General features: G+C 54.9%; 18 protein-coding genes. 13 read left to right on the top strand and 5 right to left on the bottom strand.

What is annotated here, in order from left to right:
• Positions 1-7: 7 nt before the first annotated feature.
• Positions 8-820 (bottom strand): phospholipid ABC transporter ATP-binding protein MlaF, encoded by an 813-nt coding sequence (mlaF, locus tag OGV83_RS16045; RefSeq protein WP_012135328.1) that lies wholly within the window; start codon positions 818-820, stop codon positions 8-10.
• 212 nt (positions 821-1,032) lie between these two features.
• Between mlaF and OGV83_RS16040 the strand changes: the two genes are divergently transcribed.
• The 12 genes from OGV83_RS16040 (at position 1,033) to yrbL (ending at position 9,874) form a co-directional block, all read left to right on the top strand.
• A complete protein-coding gene (locus OGV83_RS16040; protein WP_115181067.1) occupies positions 1,033-2,010 on the top strand; it encodes a calcium/sodium antiporter in 978 nt (325 codons plus the stop codon).
• Positions 2,011-2,024: 14 nt separating this feature from the next.
• The gene (gene kdsD, locus OGV83_RS16035; RefSeq protein WP_012135330.1) at positions 2,025-3,011 is read left to right on the top strand and encodes an arabinose-5-phosphate isomerase KdsD; all 987 of its coding nucleotides are present in this window, start codon (positions 2,025-2,027) and stop codon (positions 3,009-3,011) included.
• 19 nt (positions 3,012-3,030) lie between these two features.
• Complete coding sequence (gene kdsC, locus OGV83_RS16030; RefSeq protein ID WP_071257742.1) at positions 3,031-3,597, top strand: 3-deoxy-manno-octulosonate-8-phosphatase KdsC; 567 nt, start codon at positions 3,031-3,033, stop codon at positions 3,595-3,597.
• A complete protein-coding gene (gene lptC, locus OGV83_RS16025; protein ID WP_012135332.1) occupies positions 3,594-4,169 on the top strand; it encodes an LPS export ABC transporter periplasmic protein LptC in 576 nt (191 codons plus the stop codon). The genes kdsC and lptC overlap by 4 nt, the downstream gene beginning before the upstream one ends.
• Positions 4,138-4,692, top strand: coding sequence for a lipopolysaccharide ABC transporter substrate-binding protein LptA (gene lptA, locus OGV83_RS16020; RefSeq protein ID WP_047460976.1), 555 nt, complete (start codon positions 4,138-4,140; stop codon positions 4,690-4,692). Before lptC ends, lptA begins: the two co-directional genes overlap by 32 nt.
• Positions 4,693-4,698: 6 nt before the next feature.
• Positions 4,699-5,424, top strand: a complete 726-nt coding sequence (gene lptB / locus OGV83_RS16015; RefSeq protein ID WP_012135334.1) for an LPS export ABC transporter ATP-binding protein — start codon at positions 4,699-4,701, stop codon at positions 5,422-5,424.
• A gap of 47 nt (positions 5,425-5,471) precedes the next feature.
• A complete protein-coding gene (gene rpoN / locus OGV83_RS16010) occupies positions 5,472-6,905 on the top strand; it encodes an RNA polymerase factor sigma-54 (protein WP_012135335.1) in 1,434 nt (477 codons plus the stop codon).
• 22 nt (positions 6,906-6,927) lie between these two features.
• On the top strand, positions 6,928-7,215 hold the full coding sequence (hpf, locus tag OGV83_RS16005; protein WP_012135336.1) for a ribosome hibernation promoting factor: 288 nt from the start codon (positions 6,928-6,930) through the stop codon (positions 7,213-7,215).
• Between the two features lie 125 nt (positions 7,216-7,340).
• Complete coding sequence (ptsN, locus tag OGV83_RS16000) at positions 7,341-7,832, top strand: PTS IIA-like nitrogen regulatory protein PtsN (protein WP_012135337.1); 492 nt, start codon at positions 7,341-7,343, stop codon at positions 7,830-7,832.
• A 36-nt stretch (positions 7,833-7,868) separates the two neighbouring features.
• Positions 7,869-8,723 (top strand): RNase adapter RapZ, encoded by an 855-nt coding sequence (gene rapZ, locus OGV83_RS15995; protein WP_012135338.1) that lies wholly within the window; start codon positions 7,869-7,871, stop codon positions 8,721-8,723.
• Positions 8,720-8,992: a PTS phosphocarrier protein NPr gene (npr, locus tag OGV83_RS15990; RefSeq protein ID WP_012135339.1), complete on the top strand. Its 273-nt coding sequence runs from the start codon at positions 8,720-8,722 to the stop codon at positions 8,990-8,992. The genes rapZ and npr overlap by 4 nt, the downstream gene beginning before the upstream one ends.
• A gap of 210 nt (positions 8,993-9,202) precedes the next feature.
• Complete coding sequence (gene yrbL / locus OGV83_RS15985; protein WP_012135340.1) at positions 9,203-9,874, top strand: PhoP regulatory network protein YrbL; 672 nt, start codon at positions 9,203-9,205, stop codon at positions 9,872-9,874.
• Here yrbL and mtgA read toward each other — a convergent pair.
• The 4 genes from mtgA to mnmL form a co-directional block, all read right to left on the bottom strand.
• Positions 9,849-10,577: a monofunctional biosynthetic peptidoglycan transglycosylase gene (mtgA, locus tag OGV83_RS15980; RefSeq protein ID WP_286464072.1), complete on the bottom strand. Its 729-nt coding sequence runs from the start codon at positions 10,575-10,577 to the stop codon at positions 9,849-9,851. The genes yrbL and mtgA overlap by 26 nt on opposite strands.
• Positions 10,574-11,227 carry an isoprenoid biosynthesis glyoxalase ElbB gene (gene elbB, locus OGV83_RS15975; RefSeq protein ID WP_058668155.1) on the bottom strand — a complete coding sequence of 218 codons (654 nt, stop codon included), beginning with the start codon at positions 11,225-11,227 and terminating at the stop codon, positions 10,574-10,576. The genes mtgA and elbB overlap by 4 nt, the downstream gene beginning before the upstream one ends.
• 230 nt (positions 11,228-11,457) lie before the next feature.
• The gene (gene arcB, locus OGV83_RS15970; RefSeq protein ID WP_199976855.1) at positions 11,458-13,794 is read right to left on the bottom strand and encodes an aerobic respiration two-component sensor histidine kinase ArcB; all 2,337 of its coding nucleotides are present in this window, start codon (positions 13,792-13,794) and stop codon (positions 11,458-11,460) included.
• Positions 13,795-13,935: 141 nt separating this feature from the next.
• Entirely contained in the window at positions 13,936-14,865 is a 930-nt protein-coding gene (gene mnmL, locus OGV83_RS15965; RefSeq protein WP_199976853.1) for a tRNA modification radical SAM protein MnmL/YtqA, read from the bottom strand.
• Between the two features lie 673 nt (positions 14,866-15,538).
• Here mnmL and gltB point away from each other — a divergent pair.
• Entirely contained in the window at positions 15,539-19,999 is a 4,461-nt protein-coding gene (gltB, locus tag OGV83_RS15960) for a glutamate synthase large subunit (RefSeq protein ID WP_047460959.1), read from the top strand.
• Positions 20,000-20,005: the final 6 nt, after the last annotated feature.

Here is a 20,005-nt window from a genome sequence, read left to right as displayed (position 1 = left end):
GAGTGGCTTAACTCCCTGTTTCGAGTAAATCGGAGTGATAATCGCCCGCCGGATAGCGGAACGGAACCGGCCCGTCGGCAATACCGTCCAGGAACTGGCGGACGCGCGGGTCGGCATTTTCTTGCAGTTCCTTCGCGCTACCGTGCGCCACGATTTTTTTGTCCGCCATAATCCAGGCGTGATCGGCGATGCTCAGCACCTCCGGCACATCGTGGGACACGACAACGCAGGTTACGCCCAGCGTGCTGTTCAGTTCTGAAATCAGCTTCACCAGTACGCCCATCGTAATCGGGTCCTGACCCACAAACGGCTCATCGAACATAATGAGGTCGGGTTCCAGCGCAATAGCACGGGCTAATGCCGCACGCCGCGCCATCCCCCCGGACAGTTCAGAGGGCATGAGCTTTGCCGCGCCGCGCAGACCAACGGCTTCCAGTTTCATCATCACCGTGCTTTTCAACAGCGGCGCGGGTAAATTCGTGTGCTCCCGCAGCGGGTAGGCTACGTTATCAAACACGTTCATGTCGGTGAACAGCGCTCCCGACTGAAACAGCATGCTCATCCGTTTTCGTACCGTGTACAACCGCGAGCGAGACATGGCAGGTACGTTTTCGCCATCAAACAGTATTTCCCCGCTATCCGGCGGGATCTGTCCGCCAATCAGTCGTAACAGCGTGGTTTTACCGATCCCCGATGGCCCCATGATCGCCGTAATCTTCCCGCGTGGCACGGTCAGGGAAATATTATCGAAAATGCAGCGGTCGCCACGCGAAAAGCTGACGTCGCGCATATCGACTAAATTCGCCACAGACTGACCCATTGATTCATCCTTTGTATCGCCTTGTTGATCTAAGCATGGCGCTGAATTTAGCCATGAACCCAACATATTTACAGAATATTACCTGCCCTGGTTAGCTAAAGCTGGCATTTGTTTTACTTTTTAGCCGCATAAAGTCAAAATTAAGACTTCGTTACGGCTTCCAGAAGATCCCTCCAGTGGACCGGCGAGTATACCTGAAGAAAGGACTTTAGATGCTTTTAGCTACGGCGCTGTTAATTATTGGTTTACTTCTGGTGGTCTACAGCGCCGATCGTCTGGTGTTTGCCGCATCGATTTTGTGCCGGGCAGTGGGGATTCCTCCGCTCATTATCGGGATGACGGTCGTCAGTATCGGAACATCATTACCGGAGATAATTGTCTCAGTTGCCGCGTCTCTTCACGGGCAACTGGACTTAGCCGTAGGCACCGCGCTCGGCTCCAACATCATCAATATCTTGCTGATTCTGGGCCTGGCGGCGCTGTTTCACCCTTTTACCGTGCATTCTGATGTTTTGCGCCGCGAATTGCCGCTAATGTTATTTGTCAGTGTGCTGGCGGGTTCCGTCCTGCACGATGGCGAGCTGAGCCGTAGCGACGGAATCTTTCTTCTGCTGCTGGCCGTGCTATGGCTGCTGTTCATTGTTAAGATCGCGCGCCTGGCGGAGCGGCAAGGAAATGACAGCCTCACCCGGGAGCAGGTGGCGGAGCTGCCGCGCGAAGGCGGCTTACCCGTCGCGTTTTTGTGGCTGGGTATCGCGCTGATTATTATGCCGATGGCGACGCGGATGGTGGTTGATAACGCCACCGTACTGGCGAACTACTTCGCCATGAGCGAACTGACTATCGGCCTGACGGTGATTGCGATTGGCACCAGCCTGCCGGAGCTGGCGACGGCGATCGCGGGCATCCGCAAAGGTGAAAATGATATCGCCATTGGCAACATTATCGGCGCCAATATTTCCAATATCGCCATCGTTCTGGGGCTGCCTGCATTGATTACGCCAGGCGACGTCAACCCGCTGGCGTTTGAGCGTGACTATAGCGTGATGCTGTTAGTGAGCATTGTTTTGGCATTGCTGTGCTGGCGGCGTCCGCGCCAGATTGGTCGGGGCGCAGGCGTGCTGCTGACCGGCGGTTTTATCGTATGGCTGGCGATGCTGTACTGGCTATCGCCGCTTCTTATTGGATAACGGGAAAACGGACTATGTCGCACTTAGCGTTACAACCGGGTTTTGACTTTCAGAAAGCAGGCAAAGACGTCCTGGAGATTGAACGTGAAGGCCTGGCGGAGCTTGATCAATACATCGACCAGAACTTCACGCTCGCCTGTGAAAAAATCTTCTCGTGCACAGGCAAAGTCGTTGTCATGGGGATGGGAAAATCAGGTCATATCGGGCGGAAAATGGCCGCCACCTTTGCCAGCACCGGCACTTCCGCCTTTTTTGTTCACCCGGGCGAGGCCGCGCATGGCGATCTCGGCATGGTCACCTCGCAGGATGTGGTGATCGCGATTTCCAACTCTGGCGAATCCAATGAGATTGCCGCATTAATCCCGGTACTCAAACGCTTGCAGGTGCCGCTGATTTGTATCACCGGGCGGCCAGAAAGTAGCATGGCGCGTGCGGCGGATGTGCATCTGTGTGTTAAAGTGCCGAAAGAAGCCTGCCCGTTGGGTCTGGCGCCGACCAGCAGCACCACGGCTACGCTGGTCATGGGCGATGCGCTCGCGGTCGCGTTATTAAAAGCCCGCGGCTTTACCGCCGAAGATTTTGCGTTGTCGCATCCGGGCGGCGCACTTGGCCGTAAACTTCTGCTGCGCGTTAACGATATCATGCACACCGGCGATGAAATCCCGCATGTGAATAAAAACGCCAGCCTGCGTGATGCCCTGCTGGAAATTACGCGTAAAAATCTCGGCATGACCGTCATTTGTGATGACACAATGAAGATTGACGGCATCTTTACCGATGGCGACTTGCGTCGTGTTTTCGATATGGGTGTGGATGTTCGCCAGTTAGGGATTGCCGACGTCATGACGCCTGGGGGAATTCGCGTTCGCCCCGGTATTCTCGCCGTTAACGCCCTGAACTTAATGCAGTCCCGTCATATCACCTCCGTTTTGGTTGCTGATGGCGACCAGTTACTGGGTGTGTTACATATGCATGATTTACTGCGTGCAGGCGTAGTGTAGAAACTCAAGGATAAAAGAAATGAGTAAAGCAGGTGCGTCGCTTGCGACCTGTTATGGCCCCGTCAGTACACAGGTTATCGCCCAGGCGGAAAACATCCGTCTGCTCATCCTCGATGTGGATGGCGTGCTGTCTGATGGTCTGATTTATATGGGCAACAACGGTGAAGAGCTGAAGGCCTTTAACGTCCGTGATGGCTACGGCATTCGCTGTGCGCTCACTTCCGGGATTGAGGTCGCTATTATTACCGGACGAAAGGCTAAACTTGTAGAAGATCGCTGTGCCACCCTGGGGATCACGCATCTCTATCAGGGGCAGTCGGACAAACTTATCGCGTTTGGCGACCTGCTCGATAAGCTGGGCGTTGCGCCTGAAAATGTGGCTTACGTCGGTGACGATCTGATCGACTGGCCGGTGATGGAAAAAGTGGGTCTGAGCGTTGCGGTCGCTGATGCGCATCCGCTCCTGATCCCCCGCGCCGACTATGTGACGCATATCGCCGGTGGACGCGGCGCGGTGCGGGAAGTGTGCGATCTACTCTTGCTGGCGCAGGGTCAGCTTGATGAGGCCAAAGGGCAATCGATATGAGTAAAACCAGACGTTGGGTTATCATTCTACTGTCGTTGGCCGTACTGGTGTTGATCGGAATTAATCTGGCGGATAAAGACGATCCTGCTCAGGTTGTGGTGAACACCAGCGATCCGACTTATAAGAGCGAGCATACCGATACGGTCGTCTATAGCCCGGAAGGCGCGTTGAACTATCGTCTTATTGCGCAGCACGTTGAATATTATTCAGAACAGGCGCTTTCGTGGTTTACCCAACCGGTATTAACCACCTTTGATAAAGATAAAGTCCCGACATGGTCGATTAAAGCGGATAAGGCGAAATTGACCGAAGACCGGATGCTCTATCTGTATGGTCACGTTGAAGTCAATGCGCTGGCGCCTGACGCTCAACTACGCAGAATCACGACGGATAACGCGACGATCAACCTGGTGACGCAGGATGTCACCTCTGAAGATCTGGTCACGTTATACGGAACAACATTTAACTCCAGCGGACTGAAAATGCGCGGCAACTTACGCAGCAAGAACGCCGAGCTGATTGAAAAGGTTAGAACCTCCTATGAAATTCAAAACAAACAAACTCAGCCTTAATCTTGTGCTTGCCAGCACACTTCTGGCCGCCAGTCTTCCGGCGTTCGCGGTCACCGGCGATACCGAACAACCGATTCATATTGAATCGGACCAGCAGTCACTGGATATGCAGGGTAACGTGGTGACGTTTACCGGAAATGTCGTCGTGACTCAGGGCACCATCAAAATCAATGCCGACAAAGTGGTCGTCACCCGTCCGGGCGGCGAGCAAGGCAAAGAGGTGATCGACGGCTTCGGCAACCCGGCGACGTTTTATCAGATGCAGGACAACGGCAAGCCGGTAAAAGGCCATGCCCAAAAAATGCATTATGAGCTGGCGAAAGATTTCGTCGTCCTGACCGGTAACGCCTACCTGGAGCAGCTCGACAGCAACATCACCGGCGATAAGATCACTTACCTGGTGAAAGAGCAGAAAATGCAGGCGTTCAGCGAAAAAGGCAAACGTGTAACGACGGTTCTGGTGCCGTCGCAGTTGCAGGACAAAAACAAAGACCAGACCCCGGCACAGAAGAAGGGTAACTAATTCGTTATGGCAACATTAACTGCAAAGAATCTTGCGAAAGCCTATAAAGGCCGTCGCGTGGTGGAAGATGTCAGCCTGACCGTGAATTCCGGGGAGATCGTCGGTCTGCTCGGGCCGAACGGCGCAGGCAAAACCACTACCTTCTACATGGTGGTGGGCATTGTGCCGCGCGACGCTGGCAACATTATTATTGACGATGAAGACATCAGCCTGCTGCCGCTGCATGCCCGCGCGCGTCGCGGTATTGGCTATTTACCGCAGGAAGCCTCCATTTTCCGCCGTCTGAGCGTGTTTGATAACCTGATGGCGGTGTTGCAAATTCGCGACGATCTCACGACCGAACAGCGTGAAGACCGCGCCAATGAACTGATGGAAGAGTTCCACATTGAGCATCTGCGCGACAGCCTCGGACAAGCGTTGTCCGGCGGTGAACGCCGCCGTGTGGAGATTGCCCGCGCGCTGGCCGCAAATCCGAAATTTATCCTGCTGGATGAACCGTTTGCAGGCGTTGACCCGATTTCCGTCATCGACATCAAACGCATTATCGAGCACCTGCGCGACAGCGGTCTCGGCGTTCTGATTACCGACCACAACGTTCGTGAGACGCTGGCGGTGTGTGAACGCGCGTATATTGTCAGCCAGGGGCATCTGATCGCACACGGCACACCGACAGAAATCCTGCAAGACGAGCACGTTAAGCGCGTATACCTTGGGGAAGACTTCAGACTCTGATAGGGTAGAAGACTGCGACGTCACAGCGGGAGAAAACGACTCTGAACATGAAGCAAGGTTTGCAACTCAGGCTCAGCCAACAACTGGCGATGACGCCCCAGCTACAACAGGCCATCCGTCTGTTGCAGTTGTCTACGCTGGAACTTCAGCAGGAACTTCAGCAAGCGCTGGAGAGTAATCCGCTGCTTGAGCAAACCGATCTTCACGATGAAATCGACACGCGCGAAACCCAGGACAACGAAGCCCTGGATACCGCAGACGCGCTCGAACAGAAAGAGATGCCCGAAGAGCTGCCGCTTGACGCCAGCTGGGATGAGATTTACACCGCAGGTACGCCGTCCGGTACCAGCGGCGACTACATCGACGACGAGCTGCCGGTGTACCAGGGCGAAACCACGCAGTCCCTCCAGGACTACCTGATGTGGCAAGTCGGGCTGACTCCGTTCTCGGATACCGATCGCGCGATTGCCACCTCAATTGTCGATGCCGTTGATGATACCGGCTATCTCACCATTTCGCTGGATGACATTCTCGAAAGCATCGGCGATGAAGAGATCGGCCTCGATGAAATAGAAGCGGTACTCAAACGCGTTCAACGCTTCGATCCCATCGGCGTGGCGGCGAAAGATCTCCGTGACTGCCTGCTGATCCAGCTCTCACAGTTCGATAAATCCACGCCCTGGCTGGAAGACGCCCGGTTGATCATCAGCGATCACCTCGATCTGCTGGCCAATCATGACTTCCGCACCCTGATGCGCGTTACGCGGCTGAAAGAAGAGGTGCTGAAAGAGGCGGTCAATCTTATCCAGTCACTCGATCCCAGACCGGGTCAGTCTATCCAGACCGGCGAACCTGAATATGTGATCCCGGATGTGCTGGTGCGTAAGCATAACGGTTACTGGATGGTGGAGCTGAACGGCGACAGCATTCCCCGTCTACAGATCAATCAACATTATGCCGCCCTGTGCAACGGCGCGCGTAATGATGCCGACAGCCAGTTCATTCGCAGCAACCTTCAGGATGCGAAGTGGCTGATCAAAAGTCTGGAAAGCCGCAACGACACCCTGTTACGCGTGAGCCGCTGTATTGTTGAGCAGCAGCAGGCCTTCTTCGAGCAAGGCGAAGAGTTTATGAAACCGATGGTGCTGGCGGACATCGCCCAGGCCGTCGAGATGCACGAATCGACGATTTCCCGTGTGACCACGCAGAAGTATCTGCACAGTCCACGCGGCATTTTTGAACTGAAGTATTTCTTTTCCAGCCATGTGAATACCGAAGGCGGAGGCGAAGCCTCTTCCACGGCGATACGTGCGCTGGTGAAGAAATTAATTGCTGCGGAGAACCCCGCGAAGCCGCTGAGCGACAGCAAGTTAACCTCTATGTTGTCGGATCAGGGTATCATGGTGGCGCGCCGCACCGTTGCGAAGTACCGAGAGTCTTTATCCATTCCGCCGTCCAATCAGCGCAAACAGCTGGTTTGAACCAACCGATAAGGAAGACACTATGCAGCTCAACATCACTGGAAATAACGTCGAAATTACTGAAGCCCTGCGCGACTTTGTCTCAACCAAATTCGCCAAACTTGAGCAGTATTTTGACAGGATTAATCAGGTCTACGTTGTTTTGAAAGTGGAGAAGGTAACACACATCTCGGATGCGACACTGCATGTAAACGGTGGCGAAATTCACGCCAGCGCGGAAGGTCAGGATATGTATGCCGCCATTGACGGTTTGATCGATAAACTGGCAAGGCAGCTAACGAAACACAAAGATAAACTGAAACAACACTAATTGTCCGGGCAGTTAGCGAGTGCAGGACGGCCTGTTGTGACGCACAACAGGCCATTTGTACAGTTAGCGCTCCGAATCTGCTTCATCAGGAATCATTCTGATGGAACAGGTTCTTAGGTGAAATTATGACAAATAACGATACGACTCTACAACTGAGCAGCGTACTTAACCAGGAATGTACGCGCAGCGGCGTTCACTGCCAGAGCAAAAAACGTGCGCTGGAGATTATCAGTGAACTGGCGGCAAAACAGCTCAGCCTGCCTCCGCAGGTGGTATTTGAAGCAATCCTGACGCGTGAGAAAATGGGCAGTACCGGCATTGGCAATGGTATCGCCATCCCACACGGCAAGCTGGAAGAAGATACGCTGCGCGCCGTCGGCGTGTTCGTCCAACTCGAAACGCCTATCGCTTTCGATGCCATTGATAATCAACCGGTCGATCTGCTTTTCGCCCTGCTGGTGCCCGCAGATCAAACCAAAACGCATCTGCATACACTGTCGCTGGTCGCTAAACGTCTGGCGGATAAAACCATCTGCCGCCGTCTGCGCGCCGCGCAGAGTGACGAAGAGCTGTATCAAATCATCACTGACACCGAAGGTGGAAAGGATGAGGCATAACCACCCAATGGCATCTGTTGTGAGGAGAAACGGTACATGGTACTGATGATCGTCAGCGGTCGTTCAGGGTCAGGGAAATCTGTCGCCCTGCGTGCGCTGGAAGATATGGGTTTTTACTGCGTGGACAACCTCCCCGTGGTGCTGTTGCCCGATCTGGCTCGTACGCTGGCCGATCGCCAGATTTCTGCGGCCGTCAGCATTGACGTGCGTAACATGCCTGAGTCCCCTGAAATTTTCGAGCAGGCGATGAACAACCTGCCCGATGCGTTTTCACCACAGCTTCTGTTCCTTGATGCCGATCGCAATACGCTGATTCGCCGTTACAGCGATACGCGCCGTCTGCATCCGCTTTCCAGCAAAAATCTCTCCCTGGAGAGCGCCATCGACCAGGAAAGCGATCTGCTGGAACCGCTGCGTTCCCGCGCCGATCTGATTGTCGATACCTCTGAAATGTCCGTGCATGAACTGGCGGAAATGCTGCGTACCCGTCTGCTGGGCAAGCGCGAACGCGAGCTGACAATGGTGTTCGAGTCCTTCGGCTTCAAGCACGGTATTCCAATCGATGCCGATTATGTTTTTGACGTGCGCTTCCTGCCTAACCCGCACTGGGACCCGAAACTGCGTCCAATGACCGGCCTCGATAAACCGGTTGCGGCATTCCTCGACAGGCACACAGAAGTACACAATTTTATCTACCAGACTCGCAGCTATCTTGAGTTATGGTTACCCATGCTGGAGACAAACAACCGTAGCTATCTCACCGTAGCCATCGGCTGTACCGGCGGGAAACACCGTTCGGTGTATATTGCAGAACAGCTGGCAGACTACTTCCGTTCACGCGGTAAGAACGTGCAGTCACGCCATAGAACGCTGGAAAAACGCAAAACATGACCGTGAAGCAGACTGTAGAAGTCACAAACAAGCTGGGTATGCATGCCCGGCCTGCGATGAAACTGTTTGAATTAATGCAGGGTTTTGAGGCCGAAGTGCTGTTACGCAATGATGAAGGAACCGAAGCCGAAGCCAATAGCGTCATCGCCCTGCTGATGCTGGACTCTGCTAAAGGTCGCCAGATAGAAATTGAAGCCACCGGCCCGCAGGAGGTCGAAGCGCTGGCGGCGGTGATCGCGCTGTTCAATTCAGGATTCGACGAAGATTAGGCCATTTCGCTTTCGTCTCCTCCTTTCCCCCAGAAAACGCCATCCGGCGTTTTTTTATTCCCTCGTCTTTCTACCTGCGTCGATATTGTACATTCCGTGCGCTTTTCCGTCCTGATTAAACCTTAAGAAAACCTTAAGAGGGGGTTGTTTACGTTCTATTTAAGTTGAGCGTTCATACTGGTTCTATTAGCAACATTACCAGGAGATCTCATGATACTTTTATCTGAACAAAATCCCCTGGGCACCGGACGCCATCGTAAATGTTATGCGCATCCGGGCGATGCCCAACGCTGCATTAAGATCATTTACAATGCCGACCGCAGCGGCAAGAAAGAGATCCGCCGCGAGCTGAAATATTACGCGCATCTGTCACGTTACCTGCAAGACTGGAGCGGCATCCCGCGCTATCACGGTACGGTAGAGACCGATTGTGGTACGGGCTACGTCTACGATGTGATAACCGATTTCGATGGCAAACCGTCCGTCACGCTGACTGAATTTGTGGCGCAGTGCCGCAATGACGAAGATGCCGCCGTCCTGCGCCAGTTGCTGAAAACGCTCAAGCGTTATATCTACGATAACCGCATCGTCACCATGACCCTGAAGCCGCAAAATATTCTGTGTCACCGCATTAGCGAATCCGAAGCGATCCCGGTGATCTGCGACAACATCGGCGAGAGCACGCTGATCCCGCTGGCAAGCTGGTCAGCCTGGTTTTGCCATCGCAAACAGGAAAGACAGTGGGAACGGTTGATCGCCCAACCGGGTCTGGTGGCGGCGCTGAAGATGAACCGCCAGGAAGAAGACAAAAGCGCGCTGCCGCTCCCCTCTCTTGAGGCCGCGCGTCAGCGCAATCTTAATACAGATGGTTACGCGTCATAAACGATTCGCCGCCCAACTGGCGCATCTGACGCAAAATCCACGCCTGACGGCTACGCACGTAGCCTGAAGGCGCGTTCGCTTTAAAACGTAAAGGATTCGGCAGCACCGCCGCCAATAGCGCGGCTTCTGACATACTTAACCGGCTGGCAGGTTTATTAAAATAGCGCTGCGACGCCGCTTCCACGCCAAACACGCCATCGCCAAACTCCGCAATATTCAGGTAGACGGTCAGGATGCGTTTTTTACTCCAGACGGTTTCCAGCCCGACGGTGAGCCCGGCCTCCAGCCCTTTGCGCACCCAAGTGCGGCCATCCCATAAAAAGAGATTCTTCGCCGTTTGCTGAGAAAGCGTGGACGCCCCACGAATTCGGTTTTCATTGCGCTCATTGTGCGCCAGCGCCTTCTCAATGGCCGAAACATCAAATCCCCAGTGCTCCGGGAATTTCTGATCTTCCGCCGCAATCACCGCCAACCCCATCCACGGCGAGATCGCATCCATGCCAGCCCAGTCGGAATGCGCAACATAGCCGAAATCGCCTTGCAGCCACGCGCTAATCTGCCGTTCCACCATCACTGCGGAAAAAGGCACCGGAACGACGCTGAACAGCGCGATGCCGCCGCCCCAAAAAACCGCCAGCACCACAAGGATGCGCAGGAGCAAACGGCGCAGGGACGCCAGCGGAGTGAAACGCCCTTTACTCATTCAGCCAGAACCAGTACGCGAGACACCAGTTTTTCAATGCCGGTCGCCGCCTGTGCAATATCCTGCGCCAGCATGTAAGCAGGCGTGGTGACAATTTTGTTATCTTCATCCACCACAATATCGTCAACCGGACATGGCACATGCTCGGCTCCCATATCTTCCAGAACTTCCGCCGTATCGATATCAGTGCCAATCGTCAGACGAAGCGGGAAACCAAAAATCCTGGGCAGCATTGCCGGGGCAATGCACATAAACCCTAACGGCTTACCCGACTGGTGCATGGCGATTGCCAGCGCGGCCAAATCGCTATCTACCCGGCAATCGCTGCCCTGGCTGGCAAAATTACTCAGGTTTTTCGCCGCGCCAAATCCACCCGGAACAATTAGCGCGTCCAGATCGCTGGAGACCGCCTGAGCGAGTGGACGAATTTCCCCTCGCGTAATGCGCGCGGCTTCGATCAGGACATTTCGCGTCTCCGCCATCGCTTCGCCCGTCAGGTGATTAATCACATCAGCCTGCTGTTTATCCGGCGCAAAGCAGATGGCCTGCGCGCCGCTGCGAGCAATCGCCAGAAGGGTCAGAACGGCTTCATGAATCTCGGCGCCGTCGTATACGCCACATCCACTGAGCACTACGCCAATTTTTTTCATCGTGATGATCCTTTTCGCAACTTACTGAAGCGTATTAATAATTCTGATTAAAATGCTGCGCTTCACACATTTAACTGATTCATGTAACAAAACATTTAAGATTTGCTATCTTAACTGCGTGCGGCCTGAAAAGCAGAGCTGCGCCTGTGTAAAAAACAATCATAACTTACGGCGCAGCCACGATTTCCCTGGTGTTGGCGCAGTATTCGCGCACCCCGGTCAATCCGGGGTCATTTTTTTTCCGCGTTTGCCACCCAGGCTTTCAGCACCGCGACGTCGTGCTGCCACTCCTGCTTCATCTCTTCAACCCATTCACCCACGTTATCTTCCCAGGCAGGAAGATCCGGCGACTGAATTTGCTGGCCCAGTTGCTGTAGATGACGCAACCCGACGGAGCCCGCCGCGCCTTTAATTTTGTGCCCTTCTTCAACAACGCCTTTGGTATCCCGCGCCGTCAGGTTGGACTCCAGGATGCTTAAGTAACCCGGCATCATTTTCTCGAACACCGCCAGTCCATCCGTAATTAATTTCGGGCCGACCAATTCGATATACTGCTCTAACATCGGGATATCTAACAACGCTTGCGATTTACTGCTCTCTTCAGATGTCACAGTGCTCTCCTCTTCGTTACGGGTATCCCAGTATTTTTTAATCATGGCGGTTAACGCCGGAACCGACAGCGGCTTGCTCAACACATCGTCCATTCCCGCGTCCAGATACTCTTTCTTGTCTTTCAGGACGTTAGCAGTGAGTGCGACCAGCGGCGGTAATTCTTCCCGCGCATAGCGGCGGGTAAGTTCTCTGGAGATATCCAGACCCGTCATATCCGGCAGTTGAATATCCAGCAGCAGCAGATCGTATTCACCCGGGGTGAACATTTCCAGCGCGGCTTTCCCGGTCATCGCCACGTCAACGCTGTTGCCCAGTTTTTCCAGCACTGAACGCGCCACAATGACGTTCAGCTCAATGTCCTCGACCAGCAGCACATGCAGCGCAGGCAGCGGCATGTCATTATCTTCCAGCGTGTCCTCGACCTCTTCCGCCACGGCGGGCGCATGTACGGTTAACGTAAAGACGGAACCTTTACCCGGCTGGCTGGAAACGGTGATGTCGCCGCCCATATTTTTTGCCAGACGGCGCGATACCGCCAGGCCAATCCCGGTCCCCGTCGCGGGTTTACCACCATGACTGTCTTTCACCTGATAATACATGGCGAAGATTTTATCCTGCTCATCCTGCGGAATACCGATGCCGGAATCTTCCACATCAAAATGCAGCACATCGCCTTCGTCATAGCGTACGCGCACCGTCACCTGCCCTTGTTGGGTAAACTTCACGGCGTTGCTGATCAGGTTCCACAGAATTTGGCGCAAACGCGTGCCGTCGGTGATCACCTTATGCGGCAGCGGCAACGTCGGATCGAGCAAAAAGCGTAGCCCTTTTTGCTGCGCCTGCAGGCCGGAGAGATTCTCCAGATCCGCCATGAAACTGGTGAAATCTACCGGCTGGTTATCCAGTTGGACTTTACGCCGCTCCATCTTATCCATATCAATGATATCGTTGAAAATATTCCCCAACGTGACCGCAGAGACATGGATGGTTTTCAGGTATTTTTCCTGCTCGCTGGTAAGGTCGGTGTCCAGCAAAATGCGGCTTAAGCCGACAATGCCGTTCAGCGGCGTACGCAGCTCGTGGCTGATCGTAGAGATAAACGTGGTCTTGTCGCGGCTGGCGCGTTCAAGCGCGTCCTGATAACGCTTACGTTCCGTAATATCGCGCCCAAAGCCCATCAGGCCATGACGTTTACCAACGCGGTCGTAATAGGGCACCTTGCGAATTTCAAAGCACGCTTTGCGCCCGTCCGGGTAATCGAGCCACTGCTCATAGGTCAGCGAGACGTTATGGCGGAAGACTTTTTCGTCGGTCTCAATCACTTTTTCCGCCGCTTCGGGGGAATAGACGTCAGCCGGTTTTAAATGGACGAGCTGTTTTTCACTCTTGCCGGTCAGCAGTTCCATCGCACGGTTACAGCCGGAAAACTCTTTATCCTCATTGCGATAAAAAACCAAATCCGGCGACGCATCGAGGAAAGAGCGTAAGAAAGAGGATTGCTGTTCAAGCTGAATCTGCGTCTCTTCACGCTCCTTGATTTCCACTTTTAGCTGTTCGAAAGTCGACTGGCGCTCAGCCTCCGCTTTTTCGCGATCGGCAATTTCCTGATTAAGCTGAGCAATATTGTCTTTCAGTTGTACCGTGAGTTTAAGATCGCGCTCGCGCATCTCTTCCAGCTTTTGTACCAGCCGTGACAGGCGCTGCCTGGACTCCTCCAGTTGCTCCACCACCACCGACAAGAAATAGACGGCCCAGGGCGTGATTAACAGGCCAAAAAAGATGGAGCGGATGACATCAATACTTTCGACCTGACCATGCAACACCATGGTGACCGCCATCTGCACCACTATCGCCAGCACCACCAGCGCTAATGCCAACAGCATCGAAAAGCGCACCAGACCCAGCTTCATCATCAGGTCGACATAGTATTGCGCCAGCATACGAATTTGCTTCATAGGGGATTCCTTCACGACAACTTCGCACAATAATACTCAATTCTGAGCAGTACGTTGAAAATTGTGCAATAAATGCGGAGGTTATCGGTGAAATGACCGGGTAGGCGGTAGGCCGGATAAGGCATACACGCCTACGGATGGTTAGCTCCCCGGCTGAATCCACGGAGTGCCAAGCGCGGAGCCTTGCGCACCATGTTCGTTAAGATAGCGGTCCAGTTCCACCATGCCCGTCCAGCGATTCTCACACCATAGCGGGGCGAGCAACGTCGGACGACGGGCGCTGGCGGAAATGCGATGATAAATAACCTCCGGCGGCGTATGGCGGATCATCTTCCCCGCCGTCAGCGTATACGCCTCCAGCGCAATGCCGTTCAGGCGTCCCGCCTCCCAGGCTTTCGCCATAATGCTGCCTTTTACAATATGCAGCGGGTGCAGCTTAATGCCATCCACGCCCGTTTCCACCACGCGCTCCAGCGTTTGCAGGCATTCCGTCTGCCCTTCGCCGGGTAAACCCACAATCAGATGCGAGCACACTTTCAGCCCGCGCTCGCGCGCCAGTTGGGTGGTTCGCTGATAACAGGCAAAATCATGGCCGCGATTAATACGGCGCAGCGTTTTGTCATGCGCGGTTTGCAATCCCAGTTCCAGCCACACTTCATAGCCCTGGTCTTTATATTCGCAGAGCAGATCGAGCACCGCATCCGGTACACAGTCGGGGCGCGTACCGACGCACAGCCCGACAATGCTGGCCTGGCTTACCGCCTGCTGATACATAGAACGCAGCACCTGCACTTCGGCAAAGGTACTGGTGTACGCCTGGAAATAGGCCAGATAGCGTTTGGCGCGATTGACCAGATGCGCCTGATGCGCCAGTTGTTCGGCAATAGAGCGATACTGCTGCGCCTCATCGGCGAAAGAGGCGACATTACAGAAAGTACACCCGCCACGTCCGATGGTGCCATCGCGGTTTGGACAGCTAAATCCGCCGTGCAACGTCAGTTTATGAACTTTTTGCCCATAACGACGAGAAAGATCCCCACCAAACATATTGACTAATTTCTGTAACTGCATAATCTGATAGACCGCGCCTTGAAAAGAGGCCAAAGCCTGCCATTTTTAGCCTTTGTCGGCGATGACCTGGATCAATCGCTCCGGCAGGCTTTTATTTATTGCATAATCAAGCAAAATTACCGCAATTTCATTCACTCCATAGCTAATTACTTTTCCTTATAACTGCACACTTTTTTTATCTTCTGATGACACTGGCTAAAAAACAGTATCATGAAATGCCTGCGCCGCCTAAACCAGCATAAAATACTAAGCATTACGGATAATCAAGGTGAGATAAGGGTTAACAGGCCGTTATGATAGTGAGACAGATCACACTCTCCCCCGCGCTTATGCCGCATCAAATCAATGTAAAAAAGTCATTATTTTCAATACATTCATAAAGTTAATCGACCCATAGCACATTTTTGCATAAATAAGATTGCCATTTGACCTGTGTGTGGATTCCCGATAAGTTGGAAATCCGCTGGAAGCTTTCTGGATGAGCAGCCTGCTCATCATATTTATGCAGTAATTGAGATTCCCTCTTAAACGTATTTACCGATGCGAAAAGGATAAAAGAGGGCGAATGCGAGGTAAGCGTATGATACGCAACCCCCGTCGCCACGCTCTTTCTGTGCCCGTGCGCAATCGGTATCGGATGGGAGTCCCGCAGAGCCTGGGGAGGTTCACTGATATGTTGTACGATAAATCCCTTGAGAGGGATAACTGTGGTTTCGGCCTGATCGCCCACATAGAAGGCGAACCTAGCCACAAGGTAGTGCGTACCGCCATACACGCACTGGCCCGTATGCAGCACCGTGGCGCGATCCTCGCTGACGGTAAAACCGGCGACGGTTGCGGTTTGCTGCTGCAAAAACCCGATCGCTTTTTTCGCATCGTTGCAGAAGAGCGCGGCTGGCGTTTAGCCAAAAACTACGCTGTCGGCATGCTCTTCCTGAATAAGGACCCTGAGCTGGCGGCGGCATCACGTCGTATCGTCGAAGAAGAATTACAGCGGGAAACCCTGTCGATTGTGGGCTGGCGCGATGTGCCGACCAACGAAGGTGTCCTCGGTGAAATCGCCCTCTCCTCCCTGCCACGTATTGAGCAAATTTTTGTTAACGCCCCTGCGGGCTGGCGTCCCCGGGATATGGAACGCCGCCTGTTTATCGCCCGCCGCCGCATTGAGAAACGCCTTCAGGACGATAAAGACTTCTACGTTTGTAGCCTGTCGAACCTGGTGAACATCTATAAAGGTCTGTGTATGCCGGCGGATCTGCCGCGCTTCTACCTGGACCTGGCGGATTTGCGTCTGGAATCGGCCATTTGCCTGTTCCACCAGCGCTTCTCCACCAATACCGTGCCGCGCTGGCCGCTGGCGCAGCCGTTCCGCTACCTGGCGCACAACGGCGAAATCAACACCATTACCGGCAACCGTCAGTGGGCGCGCGCCCGTACTTATAAATTCCAGACGCCGTTGATCCCGGATTTACAATCCGCCGCGCCGTTCGTCAACGAGACCGGTTCCGACTCCAGCTCGCTGGATAACATGCTGGAACTGCTGCTGGCAGGCGGGATGGACATCGTGCGCGCCATGCGCCTGCTGGTGCCGCCCGCATGGCAGAACAACCCGGATATGGACCCGGATCTGCGCGCCTTCTTTGACTTTAACTCCATGCACATGGAGCCGTGGGATGGCCCGGCGGGCATCGTGATGTCCGACGGTCGCTTCGCTGCCTGTAATCTCGACCGTAACGGTCTGCGTCCGGCGCGCTACGTCATCACCAAAGATAAACTGATCACCTGCGCCTCTGAGGTGGGAATCTGGGACTACCAGCCTGACGAAGTCGTGGAAAAGGGCCGCGTCGGCCCCGGTGAACTGATGGTGATCGACACCCGTGGCGGGCGCATCCTGCACTCTGCGGAAACCGATGACGATCTGAAAAGCCGCCATCCGTATAAAGAGTGGATGGAGAAGAACGTCCGCCGCCTGGTGCCATTTGAAGATCTGGCCGACGATCAGGTCGGAAACCGCGAGCTGGACGACGACATGCTCGCCAGCTATCAGAAACAGTTTAACTACAGCGCCGAAGAGCTGGATTCCGTCATCCGCGTACTGGGCGAAAACGGCCAGGAAGCAGTCGGTTCAATGGGTGATGACACCCCCTTCGCCGTGCTTTCCAGCCAGCCGCGCATTATTTACGACTACTTCCGCCAGCAGTTTGCGCAGGTGACCAACCCGCCAATCGACCCGCTGCGTGAAGCGCACGTCATGTCGCTGGCCACCAGCATTGGCCGCGAGATGAACGTCTTTTGCGAAGCGGAAGGGCAGGCGCACCGTCTGAGCTTTAAATCGCCAATTCTGCTGTACTCCGATTTCAAACAGCTCACCACCATGAAAGAGGAGCATTACCGCGCCGATACGCTGGATATCACCTTCGATGTGACGGAAACCTCGCTCGAAGAAACGGTGAAAGCGCTGTGCGATAAGGCTGAACAGATGGTGCGTAACGGCACCGTCTTGCTGGTGCTCTCTGACCGTAACATCGGGAAAAACCGTTTACCGGTTCCGGCGCCGATGGCTGTCGGGGCGGTACAGACTCGTCTGGTGGATAAGAGCCTGCGCTGCGATGCCAACATCATCGTAGAAACCGCAAGCGCGCGTGACCCGCACCACTTTGCCGTGCTGCTGGGCTTTGGCGCCACGGCGATCTATCCGTATCTCGCCTATGAAACGCTGGGTCGTCTGATCGACACCCAGGCCATCGCCAAAGACTACCGTACCGTGATGCTGAACTACCGTAACGGCATCAATAAAGGTCTGTACAAGATCATGTCCAAAATGGGCATTTCGACCATCGCCTCATACCGCTGCTCCAAACTGTTTGAAGCGGTCGGTCTGCATGACGACGTGGTGAGCCACTGCTTCCAGGGTGTAGTCAGCCGCATTGGCGGCGCCGGTTTTGCCGACTTCCAGCAGGATCTGCTGAACCTCTCGAAACGTGCCTGGCTGGCGCGTAAACCGCTGGATCAGGGCGGCCTGCTGAAATACGTGCACGGCGGCGAATACCACGCCTATAACCCGGACGTGGTGCGTACCCTGCAACAGGCGGTGCAGAGCGGCGAGTACCGCGATTACCAGGCATATGCCGCGCTTGTTAACGAACGTCCGGCGGCAACGCTGCGCGATCTGCTGGCGCTCAATCCTGGCGATAACGCCATCAGCATCAACGATGTTGAACCGGCGAATGAGCTGTTTAAACGCTTCGATACCGCGGCGATGTCCATCGGCGCGCTGAGCCCGGAAGCGCACGAAGCGCTGGCGGAAGCGATGAACAGCATCGGCGGTAACTCCAACTCCGGCGAAGGCGGCGAAGACCCGGCGCGCTACGGCACCAACAAAGTGTCGCGCATCAAACAGGTCGCTTCCGGCCGCTTCGGCGTAACGCCAGCGTATCTGGTCAATGCTGACGTCATTCAGATTAAAGTCGCTCAGGGCGCGAAGCCGGGCGAAGGCGGCCAGTTGCCGGGTGACAAAGTGACCCCGTACATCGCCAAACTGCGCTATTCCGTACCGGGCGTGACGCTGATTTCTCCGCCGCCGCACCACGATATCTACTCTATCGAGGATCTGGCGCAGCTGATTTTCGACCTGAAACAGGTCAACCCGAAAGCGATGATCTCCGTGAAGCTGGTTTCTGAACCGGGCGTCGGCACCATCGCTACCGGCGTGGCGAAAGCCTATGCGGATCTGATCACTATCGCCGGATATGACGGCGGCACCGGCGCCAGCCCGCTCTCCTCCGTGAAATATGCGGGCTGTCCGTGGGAGCTGGGCCTGGTGGAAACCCAGCAGGCGCTGGTGGCTAACGGTCTGCGTCACAAGATCCGTTTGCAGGTGGACGGCGGCCTGAAAACCGGCCTCGACATCATCAAAGCGGCGATTCTCGGTGCGGAAAGCTTTGGCTTCGGCACCGGCCCGATGGTGGCGCTGGGCTGTAAATACCTGCGTATTTGCCACCTGAACAACTGCGCGACGGGCGTGGCGACTCAGGATGACAAACTGCGTAAGAACCACTACCACGGCCTGCCGTTCAAAGTGACCAACTACTTTGAGTTTATCGCCCGCGAAACCCGCGAGCTAATGGCGCAGCTTGGCGTGAAGCGTCTGGTGGATCTGATTGGCCGTACCGACCTGCTGAAAGAGCTGGAAGGGTTTACCGCTAAGCAGCAGAAGCTGGAACTGTCCCGACTGCTGGAAACCGCTGAGCCTCATCCGGGTAAAGCGCTGTACTGCACCGAGCATAACCCGCCGTTTGATAACGGCGTGCTGAACGCGCAACTGCTGCAACAGGCGAAGCCGTTTGTCGATGAACGCCAGAGTAAAACCTTCTGGTTCGACATTCGCAACACCGACCGCTCCGTGGGCGCGTCGCTCTCTGGCTATATCGCTCAGACGCATGGCGATCAGGGGCTGGCCTCTGACCCGATCAAGGCACACTTCAGCGGCACCGCAGGTCAGAGCTTCGGCGTCTGGAACGCGGGCGGTGTGGAGCTGTATCTGACGGGCGATGCCAACGACTACGTCGGTAAAGGCATGGCGGGCGGTCTGCTGGCGGTGCGTCCTCCGGTGGGTTCAGCGTTTCGCAGTCATGAGGCCAGCATCATCGGCAATACCTGTCTGTACGGCGCGACCGGCGGTCGTCTGTATGCGGCGGGCCGCGCGGGCGAACGTTTCGCAGTACGTAACTCCGGGGCCATCACCGTGGTAGAAGGCATTGGCGACAACGGTTGTGAATACATGACGGGCGGTATTGTCTGTGTACTGGGCAAAACGGGCGTTAACTTCGGTGCTGGCATGACGGGCGGCTTCGCCTACGTGCTGGATGAAGACGGCGAGTTCCGCAAACGCGTGAACCCGGAGCTGGTGGAAGTGCTGAACGTCGATGACCTGGCCATCCACGAAGAACATCTGCGCGGTCTGATTACCGAGCATGTGCAGCATACCGGTTCTCAGCGCGGTGAAGAGATCCTGGCTAACTGGTCAGTATTCTCAACCAAATTCGCGCTGGTTAAGCCGAAGTCCAGTGATGTGAAAGCACTGTTGGGTCACCGTAGTCGTAGCGCAGCTGAGCTGCGTGTGCAGGCGCAGTAAGGGGTA

Source organism: Citrobacter sp. CK189, from assembly GCF_030333505.1.
In the GTDB taxonomy this organism is placed as follows: domain Bacteria; phylum Pseudomonadota; class Gammaproteobacteria; order Enterobacterales; family Enterobacteriaceae; genus Citrobacter_B; species Citrobacter_B koseri.
The sequence above is the reverse complement of the archived record's forward strand: the minus strand, read 5'-3'. Positions and strand labels throughout refer to the sequence as shown.